This is a genomic window from Fluviicola sp. (assembly GCF_029266855.1).
Lineage (GTDB): Bacteria > Bacteroidota > Bacteroidia > Flavobacteriales_D > Crocinitomicaceae > Fluviicola.
The window spans coordinates 576,467-589,647 of sequence record NZ_JAQSWB010000001.1; the positions used below are offsets into that span (position 1 = coordinate 576,467).

Consider the following 13,181-nt stretch of genomic DNA (forward strand, 5'->3'; position numbering starts at 1 on the left):
CCCGGTATGAATGCATTTAACACTTTCACATTGACCAATTTGATTGGTTTTTGTTCATTGTATGCTTTATTCGGAATCTCAAGCACTAAAAAAGACAAATGAAATCATTTATAAAAAAGTATCGCTTAGCAATTATCGGTGGAATTATCGGCGCTGCCGGAGGATACGCCTATTATTATTTTATCGGCTGTTCCACAGGAAGCTGTGCCATTACATCAAAACCCATCAATAGCACGCTTTATGGCTCTGTGATGGGCACTTTACTCTTCAGCAGTTTCAGAAAAAATTCAAAAAAAGAATAACCCGGCAGAATGAAAAAAACAATTATTGATGTCCGATCTCATGCAGAATACCAATACGGACATGTGGCAGGAAGTATTAATATCCCGGTCCAGGAAATTGTAAACCGACTGGATGAGATCAGGCGATTCGCACAACCGCTTATTTTATGTTGCGCAAGTGGAAACAGAAGCGCTCAGGCAACTTTGTTTCTTCAAGGTAATGGCATTGAATGTTCCAACGGAGGTAGCTGGATGGATGTAAACGCAAATTATTAAACAAACTATCATGATACAACGTTTAAAAAACTTATTCGGACTGGGGCCGAAAACTGATTTTAATGACTTGATGACCAATGGAGCTCAAATCATCGATGTACGTACCCCTTCCGAATTTAATGGTGGACACATCAAAGGAGCTGTAAATATTCCATTATCCAACATTTCAGAAAATCTAAATAAAATCAAAAAAGACAAACCTGTTATTACCTGTTGTGCATCAGGAATGAGAAGTGCATCCGCTAAAAGCATCCTGATATCAAAAGGATTTCGTGAAGTCTATAATGGCGGTGGCTGGAGCAGTCTTCAACAAAAAATAAAAAAATGAAACGACTCTAGACATTAACAATTATTGCAAAACCAAAATAGTGAATCACTCAGTGAATTTCTAACTTTGAAAAAAAACACGTTATGGCATCTTTTTCAGAAATAATAAACTCAGACAAGCCTGTTTTGGTTGATTTTTTCGCAGAATGGTGCGGTCCATGCAAAACCATGAAACCCATTTTGGAAGATTTAAAATCGAAACTGGGAAATTCTGCTTCGGTTTTAAAAGTAGATGTCGACAAAAACCCGCATGCAGCGAATAAATACCTGATCAAAAGCATTCCAACACTGATCCTGTTCAAAAAAGGCAAGCCGGTCTGGAGACAATCGGGAGTAGTTCAGGCGAATCAATTGGCTCAAATTATTAAGCAGCACCAATAGTTGCAAGAGAATCAATTAAAGTTGGACGTAATTCCGCAATATTACGTCCATAAAAAGAATCCGCCGTGCCACAACGGATTCTTTCTTTAGGGTTGGTTATTGATGCTTAGTTTAAAGTAATAGTTAATTCGTCCAAAGGAATTCTCACTTTTTTCGCTTTCGCATAAGGATCTATCTCTTCATTGCGGTATCCCAATGCAAGGAGTACAACGGATTGCAATCCTCTTTCTTTTAATCCCAGAATCTCATCAAAAGCCGCATTATCGAAACCTTCCATTGGTGTGCTGTCGACTTTCAGATTTGCTGCGGCAACAATTGCTGTTCCCAATGCGATGTATGCTTGTTTTGCAGCCCATGTTCTAACAAATTCTTCCGGCATACTTAAGAATCCAGAAAGTTTCATTTTGAAATCATTCAAACTCTCTACAGGGATGTTTCGCGTTTTTGCCACTAATTCCATATACTCATCAATGTGTTCCTTAGAAACATGAGTATAAGAGGCAAAAACCAACAAGTGAGAAGATTCGCTCACTTGCGGATTAAAAGAAGCTGCCTGCAATTTTTGTTTGATCTCCGGATTGGAAATCGATAGCACTCTGAAGGGTTGCATTCCTGCAGATGTTGCTGTCAGATTGATAGCCTCCAGGATCTCGTTTACTTTTTCGTTCGCTACTTTTTCGGATGTCATGCGTTTCGCGGCGTATCGCCAGTTCAATGTGTCTATTAAATTCATGTTTTCTGTATTTTTTGGTAAAGATACATTGTGATAGTTTCAAAAAGATACGGATATACTTAAGGAAACCAGTTTCCATGAAGAAACTAGTGTCTTCGTCATATCACGAAATCATTATATCATGAAATCACGATATAACGAACTACTGCTTAAATTTGTCTCAATCCAAAGCAACAGCATGAGCAACAAACTTCACGAAGGAAAAACATTTAACAAAATCAATTACGCAAACAAGCAACTCATTAACAATGAATTCAGCAACTGTATCTTTATTGATTGTGATTTCACGAAAAGCAATTTCAGTAATATCGATTTTATAGACTGTGAATTTGAAAGCTGTAATTTTTCACTGACGGTATTCAAACATTCCGGATTGAAAGATATTCATTTTAAGGACTGTAAGATAGTAGGAGTAGACTTCAGTTCCTGCAATGATTTCCTCTTCGCTGTCAAGTTTACGGATTGCACCCTGGATTACGCGACCTTCCATTCGAAAAGCATGAAAAACAGCGTGTTCACCAACACCATTTTAAAAGAAGTGGATTTCTCGGAAGTGAACCTGACCCAGGCAGTTTTTAAGAATTGTGATCTGACGCGAACAATATTCGACAGAAGCGTTCTAGATAAAGCTGATTTCAGTTCAGCCGTTAATTTTGATATCAACCCGGAACGGAACCGGCTCAAAAAAGCTGTTTTTTCTTCAAGTGGATTGATCGGTTTGCTTTCGAAGTACGATTTGGTGGTAAAGGATTGATTTTTCTATTCTCCCTCATGTGGGGACGCGACGCATCACAGAAAATCTAAATTCTATAAAACAAAAAAAAGCTCAGTAAAAACTGAGCTTTTTTGTAGCGAGACGGAGAGTTGAACTCCGGACCTCAGGGTTATGAATCCTGCGCTCTAACCAACTGAGCTATCTCGCCATAAGCCTTTCGTTTCCCTGAAAGGCGGTGCAAATATAGTTACTTTTTTTTTCTGTGCAAGCCTATGAACGGTCTTCTTCGTATAAAACTTTTGTCTTATGCTTTAGTAACTTGAAAATCAAGCTAAACAATAAAGCTCCTGCGATCCAATAAACATAACAAAGTGGACATGCAATCGTTTTTGTCATGAAAAACTCGCGTAATCCGGCTACGAAAACAAAGCCCAGTACAGTTGCTGAAATCCCTGAATACTCACGACGTAAGATCGTTTTCATGGAAAAAGGAATCTGTCCTTTAATATAGTTTTTCATGCTCGGCCAAAATGCCGGAACAGAATTAGACCAGTTTACATAACTTTCACCGAACTTGCGCTCCAGGAAACGCTCTTCCGCAAACATGATGCGTTCGTAGTAAATCCAGAACAGTAAGCTCACGATAACAATGAAGTAAACATTGAATGTGAAACACACAATCCCGATCCACATAAAATAATTCCCCAAATAGAGTGGGTGACGAACCGTGGAATAAATCCCTTTTGTATTCAATGCCTCAGCTACCTGTTCCTGTGTATTCCGGCCCGAAGTATTTTTATTACTTGTTCCGATAGCAATTGCACGGATTACCTGTCCTAAAATTGACATAGCAATTGCTGCCCCGGTACAGATGTAATACCATCGTGCATCATCCATAATGCATTGAACATCTGTAAAATAAATTACAGGAACAGCTAAAGCGAATAAAATAATCGGAATTTGTCCTCTGTACTTGAAGAGCTTGTTCCCGTTTTTTTCAAATGAATGTACTAACGCCATGAAAGAAATGTGTATATTTCGAAAATGATTTTTCGGCGCGAAGTTAACATTATTAAACTACTATGACAAAAAAGGAACAATTCGAATTAGAATATGTATTGAGAACCTCTCCGAAGGTGTTGGATAAATTACTGTCTACACCTGACGGATTGAGCGAATGGTTTGCTGATGATGTTATTGTAAAAGATGATATGTATACCTTTCATTGGGATGGAAGTGAAGAACAAGCGCGATTAATTTCCAAGAAAGCGGGAGAATACATTAAATGGCAATGGTTGAACGATGAGGAAGATGATTTGGAAACCTTCTTTGAAATGAAATATACCATCGACCCAATGACGAAAGTGGTTATTCTGACTGTTTCTGACTTTGCTGAACGAACAGAAAAAGATGAAATTGTTCGCCTTTGGGAATCGCAGATCAGTGACTTGAGAAGAGTGATCGGGGCATAACTCTAAATCTGATTTTAAATGACGATTGCTGTTTCTTCCATCAAAGAAGATGATTCAATCAGCCGTATCCGGGAACTTGATTCGTTGAGAGGAATTGCAGCGCTTGTTGTACTGGTCTTTCATTTCTCCTTACTAAAGCCGGAATTACTGGCATTTACCAAATTTGGAGTCACAGGAGTAGACCTCTTCTTTATTATCAGCGGCTTTGTGATCACAATGAGCCTGGATCGGATTCAATACGGATATCAATTCGTTATTAATCGTTTCAGCCGGCTCTATCCAACTTACTGGACTTCCGTTATTTTTACTTTTACCGTTATCGTCATCAATAAATACTTTTTTGACTTTGAACCCCAAGTTCCCTTGCCGATAAAAGATTTCCTTTACAATCTAACAATGTTTCAAAGCTATTTCGGGGTCAAAGACCTGGATGGACCGTATTGGACCATGATTATTGAAATGCTTTTCTACCTGGTCATGCTTTATTTATTCCTTACGAAATCATTAAAGAATGCTGTTGCCTTTCTGATACCATTAATTCTTCTCGGAACAATACTAACCGAATTCCACTGGTTTCAGCCTTTCTCAATGGCTTACTTTAAGAATTTTCCCCTGGCTCAGTCTTTGCCTTTATTTGTTTCGGGAATTCTGTTCTATCGCCTGTTTACCAAAGACACGAATTTTGTTCTGAACATCCTTTTGATAATCGGTTGCTACTTTCTGCAAGTATTGTTATTCACGAAAACAGGCAGGGCAAACTATTACATCTCACATCCGGAATACAAAGCTGTACTGGCTGTATATTTTCTCGTGTTCTTTCTTTTTGTATTCGGAAAGCTGCGGTTTATTGTGAATCGGAGCACTTTGTTCCTGGGGAAAATATCCTTCGCACTATATTTAATCCACCAATACTTTTCGATCTATTTCCTGATCCCTAACCTGATGAAGCTGGGGATAAATTATTACATCGCAGCATTTTTAATTGCACTGCCGGCATGTATTCTGGTCGCAGCAGGAATAACATTCCTGGTAGAAAAACCAGCAGGAAAATGGTTTAAACGAATCTTCTATCATTTTGTAGAAACAAAGATTATAAAACAACGGTAGGTAGGCGATTAATCGCCTACCTACCGTTGTCGTTTTAACCCAATTCGTTGATCGAATCCATCAAGTTTTTACTGATATCTTCCAATGAAGCTTGTGAGAAATCAAATTTCAATCCTGCGGTTTCATAAATTTCAGGAATCGACTTTGTATAACCTAATGAAAGCGCGTTTTTATAATCGGTCAAAGCCTTAGCCGGATTCTTTTTATAATTACTCCAAACACCCAAAGCACCCAATTGAGCAATTCCGTATTCAATATAATAGAATGGGACCTCAAACAAATGCAACTGTTTTTGCCAAGAACTTTCCAAAACTGCTTCGTAACCTTCGTAGTCAACCAATCCGGTTCCAAAGCGTTTACTCAAATTCAACCATTCCTGCGTTCTTTCGGCAGTTGAATGATCAGCATGTGTATAGATCCAATGCTGGAATGCATCGATTTGTGCGATCCACGGCAAAACTTTCACTACAGACTCCAACTGTTCCAATTTAGCGCGTCTCAGATCATTCTCATCGGTGTAAAATTCAGACCAGAGATCCATAGTCAGTAATTCCATAGACATGGAAGCAAGCTCTGCAACCTCTGAAGGCAAAGACTTAAAGCCTGTCAATTCCAGGTCCCGGCTCAGGAAAGAGTGCACCGCATGACCGCCTTCATGGACCATCGTGGTCAAATCTCTTTGAGCACCGGCTGCATTCATGAAAATAAATGGAATTCCGGATTCGTAAAGCGGGTAGTTGTAACCTCCCGGTGCTTTCCCCACTTTTGAATCGAGGTCTAAAAAGCCCCCGCTTTTCATTGTTTTCAGGCAATCACCGAAATAAGCATCCAGCTTTTCAAAAACGGCAATGGATTTATCGAGTAACTCTTCTCCGTTCTCAAATGGTTTTAAAGGAGCCAATCCATCCGGATCAACTTCCGTATCCCACGGCTTTAATTTGGGTTTTCCTAATTTTTCCAGTTTCTTCAAATTCAGCTGCTTCACGATCGGAACAATCAATTTCTCTATTGCATCATGAAAAGCCAGGCAATCTTCAACTGTATAGTCAAATCTTCCAAGCGCCTTGAATTTATAATCGCGGTAATCCGTGCAATCTGCATTCTTTGCAACCTGATTTCTCAGTTTGATCAAAAGATTGAACAGATCATCCAATGCATTGCGGTCCTGTAATCTACGCGCCGTGATGAGTTCATAGACCTCTTTGCGAACTGATTCGTCCGGATCTTTGAGAAAATTCGCAGCCTGCGGCATAGTTAATTCCTTTCCCTTGTAGGTAATCATTTGTTTCCCCGAAATTGCTCCGAATTGTTGGCTCAGGGTATTTAATTCCGTTTCAATTGCAATATTCTCTTCCCGGAACAATTCCAGTGCAGATTGGACTCCTCTGAAATAGATAGCATAAGCCTTGTCTGCAGCCAATTCTTTGACAAAAGGAGAGGCCATCATCTTTTGGTTCAGTGAATCTTCAAAAGGAGCGAGGTTCGGCTGAATCTCAGTTACAAAGAACTGGTATGCCTGCGTCAGTTTTTCATCAAGCGTGTTAATAGTCATTTTAATATAGCGCCACGCCATATTTTCTTCCAAAAGAGCTTCCAGTTCACTTTTATCAGACAACCATTCTTTAAAGGATTCTTTTGAAGAAATATCCCTGTTTTGAAGATCCAAAAGGTACATTTCTACGGATTTCCAACTTTCGCATTTGAAGTCGGCTGAAACAAATTTTCTCATACTACAAAAATATAAAAAGGGATAAAAAAGTTGGGGCGCGATTAATCGCGCCCCAACTTTTTATGAAATATTCGGATAATTATTTACCTCTTGACGACCCTGTTTTAGGAGCAGCCACTTTTTTAGCACTTGTTGTTTTACCAGCAGCCTTTGCAGGACCTTTCGCAGCAGCCGGGGCTTTAGCTGCAGTTGCAGACTTCGTAGCGGTAGCTGCTTTTTTAGCAGGAGCTTTTTTCGCCGGTGCTTTTGCTTTTGCTTCAGCAGCAGGAGCATCCGTTTCTTTTGCTTTAGCAGTTTTCTTAGCTTTAGGAGCCTCTGTAGCTGCAGCATCTTCCTTCACTTCTTCGTCAGGGATTAACGCACCTGCTTTATGCAATAAGTTATACCACTGGAAAATTTTCTTGATATCAGAAGCATATACACGCTCTTGGTCGAAATTTGGCAACACTTCAATCAAATAAGCTTTCAACTTATTTTGATCTTCCTTATGAGAAATGGTTTCTTTTCCCTTTTCTTTTTCAAAAATCGAAGTGAAAATTTCTCTTAACGGTTTGTCATCGTCATAGGTATAGATAGAAATATCATCCAAAGCAGATATTCTGTCTGAAGCATATGCCGGAACACGTTTTTTGTCCTCTAAAGATTCTACAATGATGTTGTTTTTACCTTGTGCCAATACTTTATAAAGTCCTGGTTTTCCTGAAATAGCAATTATACCTGTTAAATTCATTCGATTAATTATTTGCGCCAAAAATACGGCTTCTTTTTAATTCTTCACAATTTTCACCTGAAAGTATTGAACATCCGTGTGAATAATTAAATAATATGTACCTTTTTCCAGCTCTGAAATTGAGATTTCGTGATTTCCATCGTTAATTTCCTTTACCGTTCTTCCTTGAACATCAACTACTTGAATACTTGTTAGCGGAATGGAAGCATCAATTGTTATACCACCTGAAGTCGGATTGGGATAAACATGTATTTCATTAGCTAATTCATCAATTCCTAACGAAGGATTGTAAGGTTGTGAAAAAACTTCGCATCCATCGGTGCTGGTTCTTGAAACTGTAAAGAATGATGATGAAGGTAAAGTGATGGTATAAGTGGTATTTGTTGCACCGGGAATTAAAGTTCCGTTCTCATACCACTGTAAACTTGGATATGGGTCTGTAGAAAGTAAAGTTCCGTTTACATAAAGTGTTGGAGCGGGTGGGGCAGATAAAGCAACTACTGCAAGTGTATCGGAATAAGAAACACAGCCATTCTGGTCGTAAGCAGTGAAATAAACATCCTCCGAGGCAGTTAATGCAGAATTGAAGGTTGTGTCCCCGTTCATCCACTGAATCGAGTAATTTGGAATTGAAGCCGTAGAGATCGCGCTGTCTCCCGGACAGAATAATAAATCAGCCGTGATCGTATTCGTGAAATTAGACTGCAGCATCAGGTTCAATGCATGAATTTTACCGTATCCATATGCGTTGTTCGGAATTGTACCCGTAAATCCATCGGTATAAGAAGTAGTGTGAATTGCATCCAGGAAACTCTGGTAATTTCCTCTACTGCATTTCTGTAAGTACAAAGCCGCAATTCCCGCAACAACCGGCGAAGCCATAGATGTTCCTCCATTGCGAACGTGCAGTCCGTCGTTGGAAATCACCGAGTTCAGACCAGGATCATTTAAGAGCCAAAACGGCCCGGCGCTTAATGAAATATCACCGCAAGCTACCACATCCGGTTTGATTAAGCCTGTTCTTGTAGGTCCTTTTGCAGATGCAGGTGTCAGCTGACCAACCGCAGTATAATTCGGTGGATTGGGTTGATACAGATTTCCATTATTATCGATATGTCCGAATCTGTTTCGCATATTTCCCACAGTAACCACTTTCGGTGAACAATTCCAGGAAGAAACAATTGTTTGTAGGGAATCGGGTAAGTTATAATGCTGAATATCCGGGTATACGGCAGCGGAAGGCAAGTCGGTCGTAAGCATATCATTCAATGCGATGATTGATGAACCGCTCCACGCGTCGTAATTTCCGGATCCTTTTGTTTTAAATGCATAGAGGTAATCGGTAGAATCCACATTATTGAAATAAAATTCCAGATGCAAGTTCGGGCCTACAATTTCAGGGTAGATCTCCAAAGTTGCAATCCGGTTAGCACCGTTCCACAAAGTATCCCTGATTACTGTTCCAACCCCGGTAGCAGCAGCTCTGTAAATTAATTCGGCACGTTCCTCGAAACTTCCGCTTCCCAGGTTAGCTCCCCAAGAGTAGTCCCAGGTAGCATCTGAAAGGTCAGTCCAAAGATCCAGGTAAACGGTGTTTGGTCCTAATTGGCTTCCAGGATTCGGTTTTACCCAAACAAAGGAAGTATCTGTGTCTACATCCCCATGAACATGGTATTTCCCCCATGAACCTGAATTTCCGGCTGCACAAACAATGATTCGTCCGTCTTTTTCGTCCAGTAAGTTGTCCATCAATACAGCGGCAGGATCGGTTCCGTCATGACTTCCCAAATAAGAACCAACAGATAAATTGACCACAGCAGGGAGACCCAGTTCATCCGCTTTATTAAAAACAAAATCACAGGCATCTGCAACAGTCATTGTCCAGTTGGGTAAATTAAAATTTGTTTCGATAATAATTATTTTGGCTTCAGGAGCCATTCCGGTTTCCTGCCCGTTTGCCAATCCGCTTGAAACACCAGCACCGGCAACAGAAGTTCCGTGTGCAGAGGATTCTTCCATGCTTCCGCAGGTTCCACCCTGGATATCAGCGGCAGTCCAAACCTGTCCGTAATTGTAAGGCTGGGGAGTTCTAAGAGCATCAAACGGAAGTGTGTGGTCCCAGTAATAAAGAACGCGTGTGTTTCCGCTACTGTCTTTAAAATCCCCGTGATTATAATCCAAGCCCTGATCAACAAACGCAACAATAACATCTTTCCCGGTAAAAGGGGTTTGCAAACCGCCCAGTCCCTGGTGAACAGGTTTCACGAAATGCTTAACCAAAGTAGAGTCATTTAAAGCTTTTGGAACTGAGAACTCCAGGTAAAAAGACTTGATCAGTTTGGAATCCATCGCCTTTTTGATCCACTCCGGGCTTGCCTGGACAAAGATCCATTCCCTGGTTACCTGTTTCACAGAAATCTCTTTTACAGCCAGCAGGGCATCCAAATTCCCTGAATTTGCAATGGCAAAAGCTGTCGGGACAGTTGCTTGTTCCTCCAATAATTTTCTGAACCGGAAATTATCGGTTTGTGCCTGGCCCTGAACCGAATTAATCAAAATTAATCCCGCTATAAATAATATTTTATTTACTTTCACCGCTTGTTGTAGTAGTTTTCCTATGAACATTTTTTTTAACCTTTAATATAGAATACTCTAAATATCTTTCTGCAAATTAAGATATTTGTTTAAAAGGAATTGTATTCCTGTCAAAAAAAGAATTAATAGCATGAAGAAAAGAATCCTCACATTGTCATTTGCCCTGTTTTCTGTTGGTGTAATGAATTTTATTTATGGTCAGAAAACTGAAGAAGTAAAGAACTGGTATAATGGCCCAACTCCCGGGATGAATACTGAAAAAGCTTATTCGAGTCTGAAGAAGCAAAAATCAACAACTGTTGTTGTTGCGGTAATTGATTCGGGTATTGATATTGAGCATAAAGATTTACAAGGAAAAATCTGGACAAATGATGATGAAATTCCGAATAACGGGATGGATGATGATAAAAACGGATATATCGACGATGTTCACGGGTGGAACTTCTTAGGAAGTCCTGACGGGCAGAACCAGAACTATGCACGTTTGGAAAAAACCAGAATTTGTGCTGAATTACATGCAAAATTCAAAGATAAATCGGAATCTGATATTTCAGCTGCAGAAAAGGCAGATTATACAAAATACAAAGGGCTTTTAAAAGAAATTGAAACAGAGCGAGAAGGAAATCTTTCTGCTTTAGAGCAATATACTCAGTTGGGAGAAGCATTTCCTATGCTGAAAGCAAAACTGGTAGAGAAATTAGGTGAAAACTTCACTGAAAAAGATGTTCAGGAATGGAAAGCAGAATCTCCTCAGGATCTTCAATTAAAACAATTGGGGACATACATTGCAAACGGACAATTGTCTGAAGAAGCGATTAAAGAAGGTATTCAGCATTTGGATGCAAGCGCAAACTACCAGTTGAACATGGAATACAACGATCGTCAATTCGTAGGAGATAATCCGGATGATTTTAATGATGTTCGTTACGGAAACAGTGATGTAGAAGGACCTGACGCATTACATGGTACACATGTAGGTGGAATTATCGGTTCAGTAAGACATAATGAATTGGGTGGTGACGGTGTTGCCGAAAACATTCGTTTAATGTCCTTACGCGCAGTTCCGGACGGTGATGAGCAGGATAAAGATGTTGCCTTGGCAATCCGCTACGCTGCAGACAACGGAGCTTCTATTATTAACATGTCTTTCGGTAAAGCTTACTCAAAACACCAGAAAGAAGTATACGATGCAATGCTCTACGCTGAATCCAAAGGAGTTTTGTTGGTTCATGCTGCAGGAAATGACGGAGTAAACTTAGATGAGAATCCGAATTTCCCTACAAATGAATATTCATTCCAAACAAAACCTTTGGACCTATATTTATGTGTTGGTGCTTCTACAAGAGATAAAAAGAACCTGGCTGCCAATTTCTCAAATTACAGTTCACGCCAGGTAAACATCTTTGCTCCCGGATTTGAAATTTACAATACTGTACCTCAAAGTGATTACAAAATCCTTCAGGGAACATCAATGGCCGCTCCAATGGTTTCAGGTGTTGCTGCTTTGTTGAAATCTTATTTCCCTTCATTAACAATGATGGAAATTAAAGACATCATGCTTGCTTCGGCGAAACGTTATAAAGGAACGATGATCCCTGCTCCGGGAACAGGAACATCCGTTGACTTTGGAACACTTTCTACAACAGGTGCTGTAATTGACATCTCTGCTGCAGTGAAAATGTGCCAGTCAAAAGTTAAAAAATAATTCAATATTCTTATATTTAATACCGTCTGGGCTTGGCCGAGGCGGTATTTTTTTGCTTATGAAAACAATCAGACTCATCCCGTTCCTTTTCATCGGGTTTTTCCTAATAAGTTCCGGATTCAGTAATCCGAAGCCAAGTGAAACAGAAAAAATCGACCTACTTATTGACAGTTGGCACAAAGCTGCTGCTGAAGCTAATTATACGAATTACTTCCAGGTCATGGCTGATAATTTTATATTCATGGGAACAGATCCTACGGAACGCTGGAATAAAGAACAGTTCGGAGCATTCTGCAAACCTTATTTCGACCAGGGGAAAGGATGGGACTTCCGGAAAATTGAGCGCCACATTGAAATTTCCAAAGACGGAAAAACTGCCTGGTTTGACGAGCGGATCAACACCTGGATGAAAGATTGCAGGGGAAGTGGTGTTTTGATCAAGACAGGAAAAGAATGGAAGATCAGTCAGTATAACCTGGCTGTATTGATCGAAAATGATAAGATACAGGAATTCATCCGCTTGCGCGATGCTGTAAAGGATTAATGTGTTTTTATTCCATACTGTTCACGATAGTAATCCTGACCTCCTGCTGAAAGTAATAAAATCATTCCCGCTCTCAGATCAGATTGGAAGAGACTTAAATGGGTGCCGTAATTTCCAAGCACACTTAATTTCTCATTGTAAAAGAAAAAAAACGGGGGTATTCCTTTTGCTTTTATTCTCCTTTTAGCGTAAAAGAAATTATTTTTCCATCTCCCTTTTAAGAAGTACTGATCTGCCAAAGTGTCCCTAAGGAAAAAAGTCACCATTAAACCTCTCTCCAAGCTATCCAGCTGAATAAGGGTTTCTTTCCAATTTGTCAAGGTGTCTTTTCTCGAAAGACTCATCTTATTTAGGGTATAAAATGAATTGTAAGGGTGTGGTTGTTCTATTGAATCAGGAATTGCGTAATTGCAGATTCGCAAAGTAGAAAAAGTGTGAGGTACAGGTTCGCCTTTGATTACCTGATCTATTTTCTTCCAAGAAACGCATGAACTAACTAGACAGACCAGTGAGATTACTGTCATTATATTGCGGATTTTAAGAATCATATGGTCGAAGTTAATAAACAGAAAATCACGAATACAAA

The 13,181-nt window shown here is 39.7% G+C and carries 15 protein-coding genes and 1 tRNA gene; 9 read left to right on the top strand and 7 right to left on the bottom strand.

The genetic code is table 11. From position 1 onward, the window contains the following. Positions 1 to 98 precede the first annotated feature (98 nt). From K0S23_RS02765 to trxA, 4 genes are all read left to right on the top strand, one after another. On the top strand, positions 99 to 302 hold the full coding sequence (locus K0S23_RS02765) for a DUF6132 family protein (RefSeq protein WP_300353904.1): 204 nt from the start codon (positions 99 to 101) through the stop codon (positions 300 to 302). A 9-nt stretch (positions 303 to 311) separates the two neighbouring features. Beyond that, the gene (locus K0S23_RS02770) at positions 312 to 557 is read left to right on the top strand and encodes a rhodanese-like domain-containing protein (protein ID WP_300353907.1); all 246 of its coding nucleotides are present in this window, start codon (positions 312 to 314) and stop codon (positions 555 to 557) included. A 10-nt stretch (positions 558 to 567) separates the two neighbouring features. Beyond that, entirely contained in the window at positions 568 to 885 is a 318-nt protein-coding gene (locus K0S23_RS02775) for a rhodanese-like domain-containing protein (RefSeq protein ID WP_300353910.1), read from the top strand. Positions 886 to 968: 83 nt separating this feature from the next. Beyond that, on the top strand, positions 969 to 1,265 hold the full coding sequence (gene trxA, locus K0S23_RS02780; RefSeq protein ID WP_300353913.1) for a thioredoxin: 297 nt from the start codon (positions 969 to 971) through the stop codon (positions 1,263 to 1,265). A gap of 106 nt (positions 1,266 to 1,371) precedes the next feature. Here trxA and K0S23_RS02785 read toward each other — a convergent pair whose 3' ends face one another. Further along, the gene (locus K0S23_RS02785; protein WP_300353916.1) at positions 1,372 to 1,998 is read right to left on the bottom strand and encodes an NAD(P)H-dependent oxidoreductase; all 627 of its coding nucleotides are present in this window, start codon (positions 1,996 to 1,998) and stop codon (positions 1,372 to 1,374) included. Between the two features lie 178 nt (positions 1,999 to 2,176). Between K0S23_RS02785 and K0S23_RS02790 the strand changes: the two genes are divergently transcribed. Continuing rightward, positions 2,177 to 2,752 carry a pentapeptide repeat-containing protein gene (locus K0S23_RS02790; protein WP_300353917.1) on the top strand — a complete coding sequence of 192 codons (576 nt, stop codon included), beginning with the start codon at positions 2,177 to 2,179 and terminating at the stop codon, positions 2,750 to 2,752. A 95-nt stretch (positions 2,753 to 2,847) separates the two neighbouring features. Here K0S23_RS02790 and K0S23_RS02795 read toward each other — a convergent pair. Further along, positions 2,848 to 2,921, bottom strand: a tRNA-Met gene (locus K0S23_RS02795). 62 nt (positions 2,922 to 2,983) lie between these two features. After that, entirely contained in the window at positions 2,984 to 3,733 is a 750-nt protein-coding gene (locus K0S23_RS02800; protein WP_300353919.1) for an isoprenylcysteine carboxylmethyltransferase family protein, read from the bottom strand. 62 nt (positions 3,734 to 3,795) lie between these two features. On the opposite strand from K0S23_RS02800, the gene K0S23_RS02805 reads away from it, so the two are divergent. Next, complete coding sequence (locus K0S23_RS02805; RefSeq protein WP_300353921.1) at positions 3,796 to 4,185, top strand: START-like domain-containing protein; 390 nt, start codon at positions 3,796 to 3,798, stop codon at positions 4,183 to 4,185. 18 nt (positions 4,186 to 4,203) lie between these two features. Next, positions 4,204 to 5,292 carry an acyltransferase gene (locus tag K0S23_RS02810; protein WP_300353924.1) on the top strand — a complete coding sequence of 363 codons (1,089 nt, stop codon included), beginning with the start codon at positions 4,204 to 4,206 and terminating at the stop codon, positions 5,290 to 5,292. A 34-nt stretch (positions 5,293 to 5,326) separates the two neighbouring features. Here K0S23_RS02810 and K0S23_RS02815 read toward each other — a convergent pair whose 3' ends face one another. The 3 genes from K0S23_RS02815 to K0S23_RS02825 form a co-directional block, all read right to left on the bottom strand. After that, complete coding sequence (locus K0S23_RS02815; RefSeq protein WP_300353927.1) at positions 5,327 to 7,021, bottom strand: M3 family oligoendopeptidase; 1,695 nt, start codon at positions 7,019 to 7,021, stop codon at positions 5,327 to 5,329. A 79-nt stretch (positions 7,022 to 7,100) separates the two neighbouring features. Then, a complete protein-coding gene (locus tag K0S23_RS02820) occupies positions 7,101 to 7,751 on the bottom strand; it encodes a DUF5606 domain-containing protein (protein WP_300353930.1) in 651 nt (216 codons plus the stop codon). 36 nt (positions 7,752 to 7,787) lie between these two features. After that, positions 7,788 to 10,376, bottom strand: a complete 2,589-nt coding sequence (locus tag K0S23_RS02825; protein WP_300353932.1) for a S8/S53 family peptidase — start codon at positions 10,374 to 10,376, stop codon at positions 7,788 to 7,790. A gap of 100 nt (positions 10,377 to 10,476) precedes the next feature. On the opposite strand from K0S23_RS02825, the gene K0S23_RS02830 reads away from it, so the two are divergent. Both K0S23_RS02830 and K0S23_RS02835 read left to right on the top strand, forming a co-directional pair. Continuing rightward, a complete protein-coding gene (locus K0S23_RS02830; RefSeq protein WP_300353935.1) occupies positions 10,477 to 12,051 on the top strand; it encodes a S8 family peptidase in 1,575 nt (524 codons plus the stop codon). Positions 12,052 to 12,109: 58 nt separating this feature from the next. Then, positions 12,110 to 12,595, top strand: a complete 486-nt coding sequence (locus tag K0S23_RS02835; RefSeq protein ID WP_300353938.1) for a nuclear transport factor 2 family protein — start codon at positions 12,110 to 12,112, stop codon at positions 12,593 to 12,595. Here the strand turns inward: K0S23_RS02835 and K0S23_RS02840 are convergent. Beyond that, positions 12,592 to 13,143, bottom strand: coding sequence for a hypothetical protein (locus tag K0S23_RS02840; RefSeq protein ID WP_300353941.1), 552 nt, complete (start codon positions 13,141 to 13,143; stop codon positions 12,592 to 12,594). The genes K0S23_RS02835 and K0S23_RS02840 overlap by 4 nt on opposite strands. Positions 13,144 to 13,181 lie beyond the last annotated feature (38 nt).

What these genes read in the sequence shown, in the direction of transcription:
- K0S23_RS02800 (WP_300353919.1), bottom strand. Translation starts at nt 3,733, where the DNA reads ATGGCGTTAGTACATTCATTTGAAAAAAACGGGAACAAGCTCTTCAAG.
- K0S23_RS02840 (WP_300353941.1), bottom strand. Translation starts at nt 13,143, where the DNA reads ATGATTCTTAAAATCCGCAATATAATGACAGTAATCTCACTGGTCTGT.
- K0S23_RS02805 (WP_300353921.1), top strand. Translation starts at nt 3,796, where the DNA reads ATGACAAAAAAGGAACAATTCGAATTAGAATATGTATTGAGAACCTCT.
- trxA (WP_300353913.1), top strand. Translation starts at nt 969, where the DNA reads ATGGCATCTTTTTCAGAAATAATAAACTCAGACAAGCCTGTTTTGGTT.
- K0S23_RS02775 (WP_300353910.1), top strand. Translation starts at nt 568, where the DNA reads ATGATACAACGTTTAAAAAACTTATTCGGACTGGGGCCGAAAACTGAT.
- K0S23_RS02790 (WP_300353917.1), top strand. Translation starts at nt 2,177, where the DNA reads ATGAGCAACAAACTTCACGAAGGAAAAACATTTAACAAAATCAATTAC.
- K0S23_RS02810 (WP_300353924.1), top strand. Translation starts at nt 4,204, where the DNA reads ATGACGATTGCTGTTTCTTCCATCAAAGAAGATGATTCAATCAGCCGT.
- K0S23_RS02820 (WP_300353930.1), bottom strand. Translation starts at nt 7,751, where the DNA reads ATGAATTTAACAGGTATAATTGCTATTTCAGGAAAACCAGGACTTTAT.
- K0S23_RS02825 (WP_300353932.1), bottom strand. Translation starts at nt 10,376, where the DNA reads ATGTTCATAGGAAAACTACTACAACAAGCGGTGAAAGTAAATAAAATA.
- K0S23_RS02830 (WP_300353935.1), top strand. Translation starts at nt 10,477, where the DNA reads ATGAAGAAAAGAATCCTCACATTGTCATTTGCCCTGTTTTCTGTTGGT.
- K0S23_RS02785 (WP_300353916.1), bottom strand. Translation starts at nt 1,998, where the DNA reads ATGAATTTAATAGACACATTGAACTGGCGATACGCCGCGAAACGCATG.
- K0S23_RS02835 (WP_300353938.1), top strand. Translation starts at nt 12,110, where the DNA reads ATGAAAACAATCAGACTCATCCCGTTCCTTTTCATCGGGTTTTTCCTA.
- K0S23_RS02770 (WP_300353907.1), top strand. Translation starts at nt 312, where the DNA reads ATGAAAAAAACAATTATTGATGTCCGATCTCATGCAGAATACCAATAC.
- K0S23_RS02765 (WP_300353904.1), top strand. Translation starts at nt 99, where the DNA reads ATGAAATCATTTATAAAAAAGTATCGCTTAGCAATTATCGGTGGAATT.
- K0S23_RS02815 (WP_300353927.1), bottom strand. Translation starts at nt 7,021, where the DNA reads ATGAGAAAATTTGTTTCAGCCGACTTCAAATGCGAAAGTTGGAAATCC.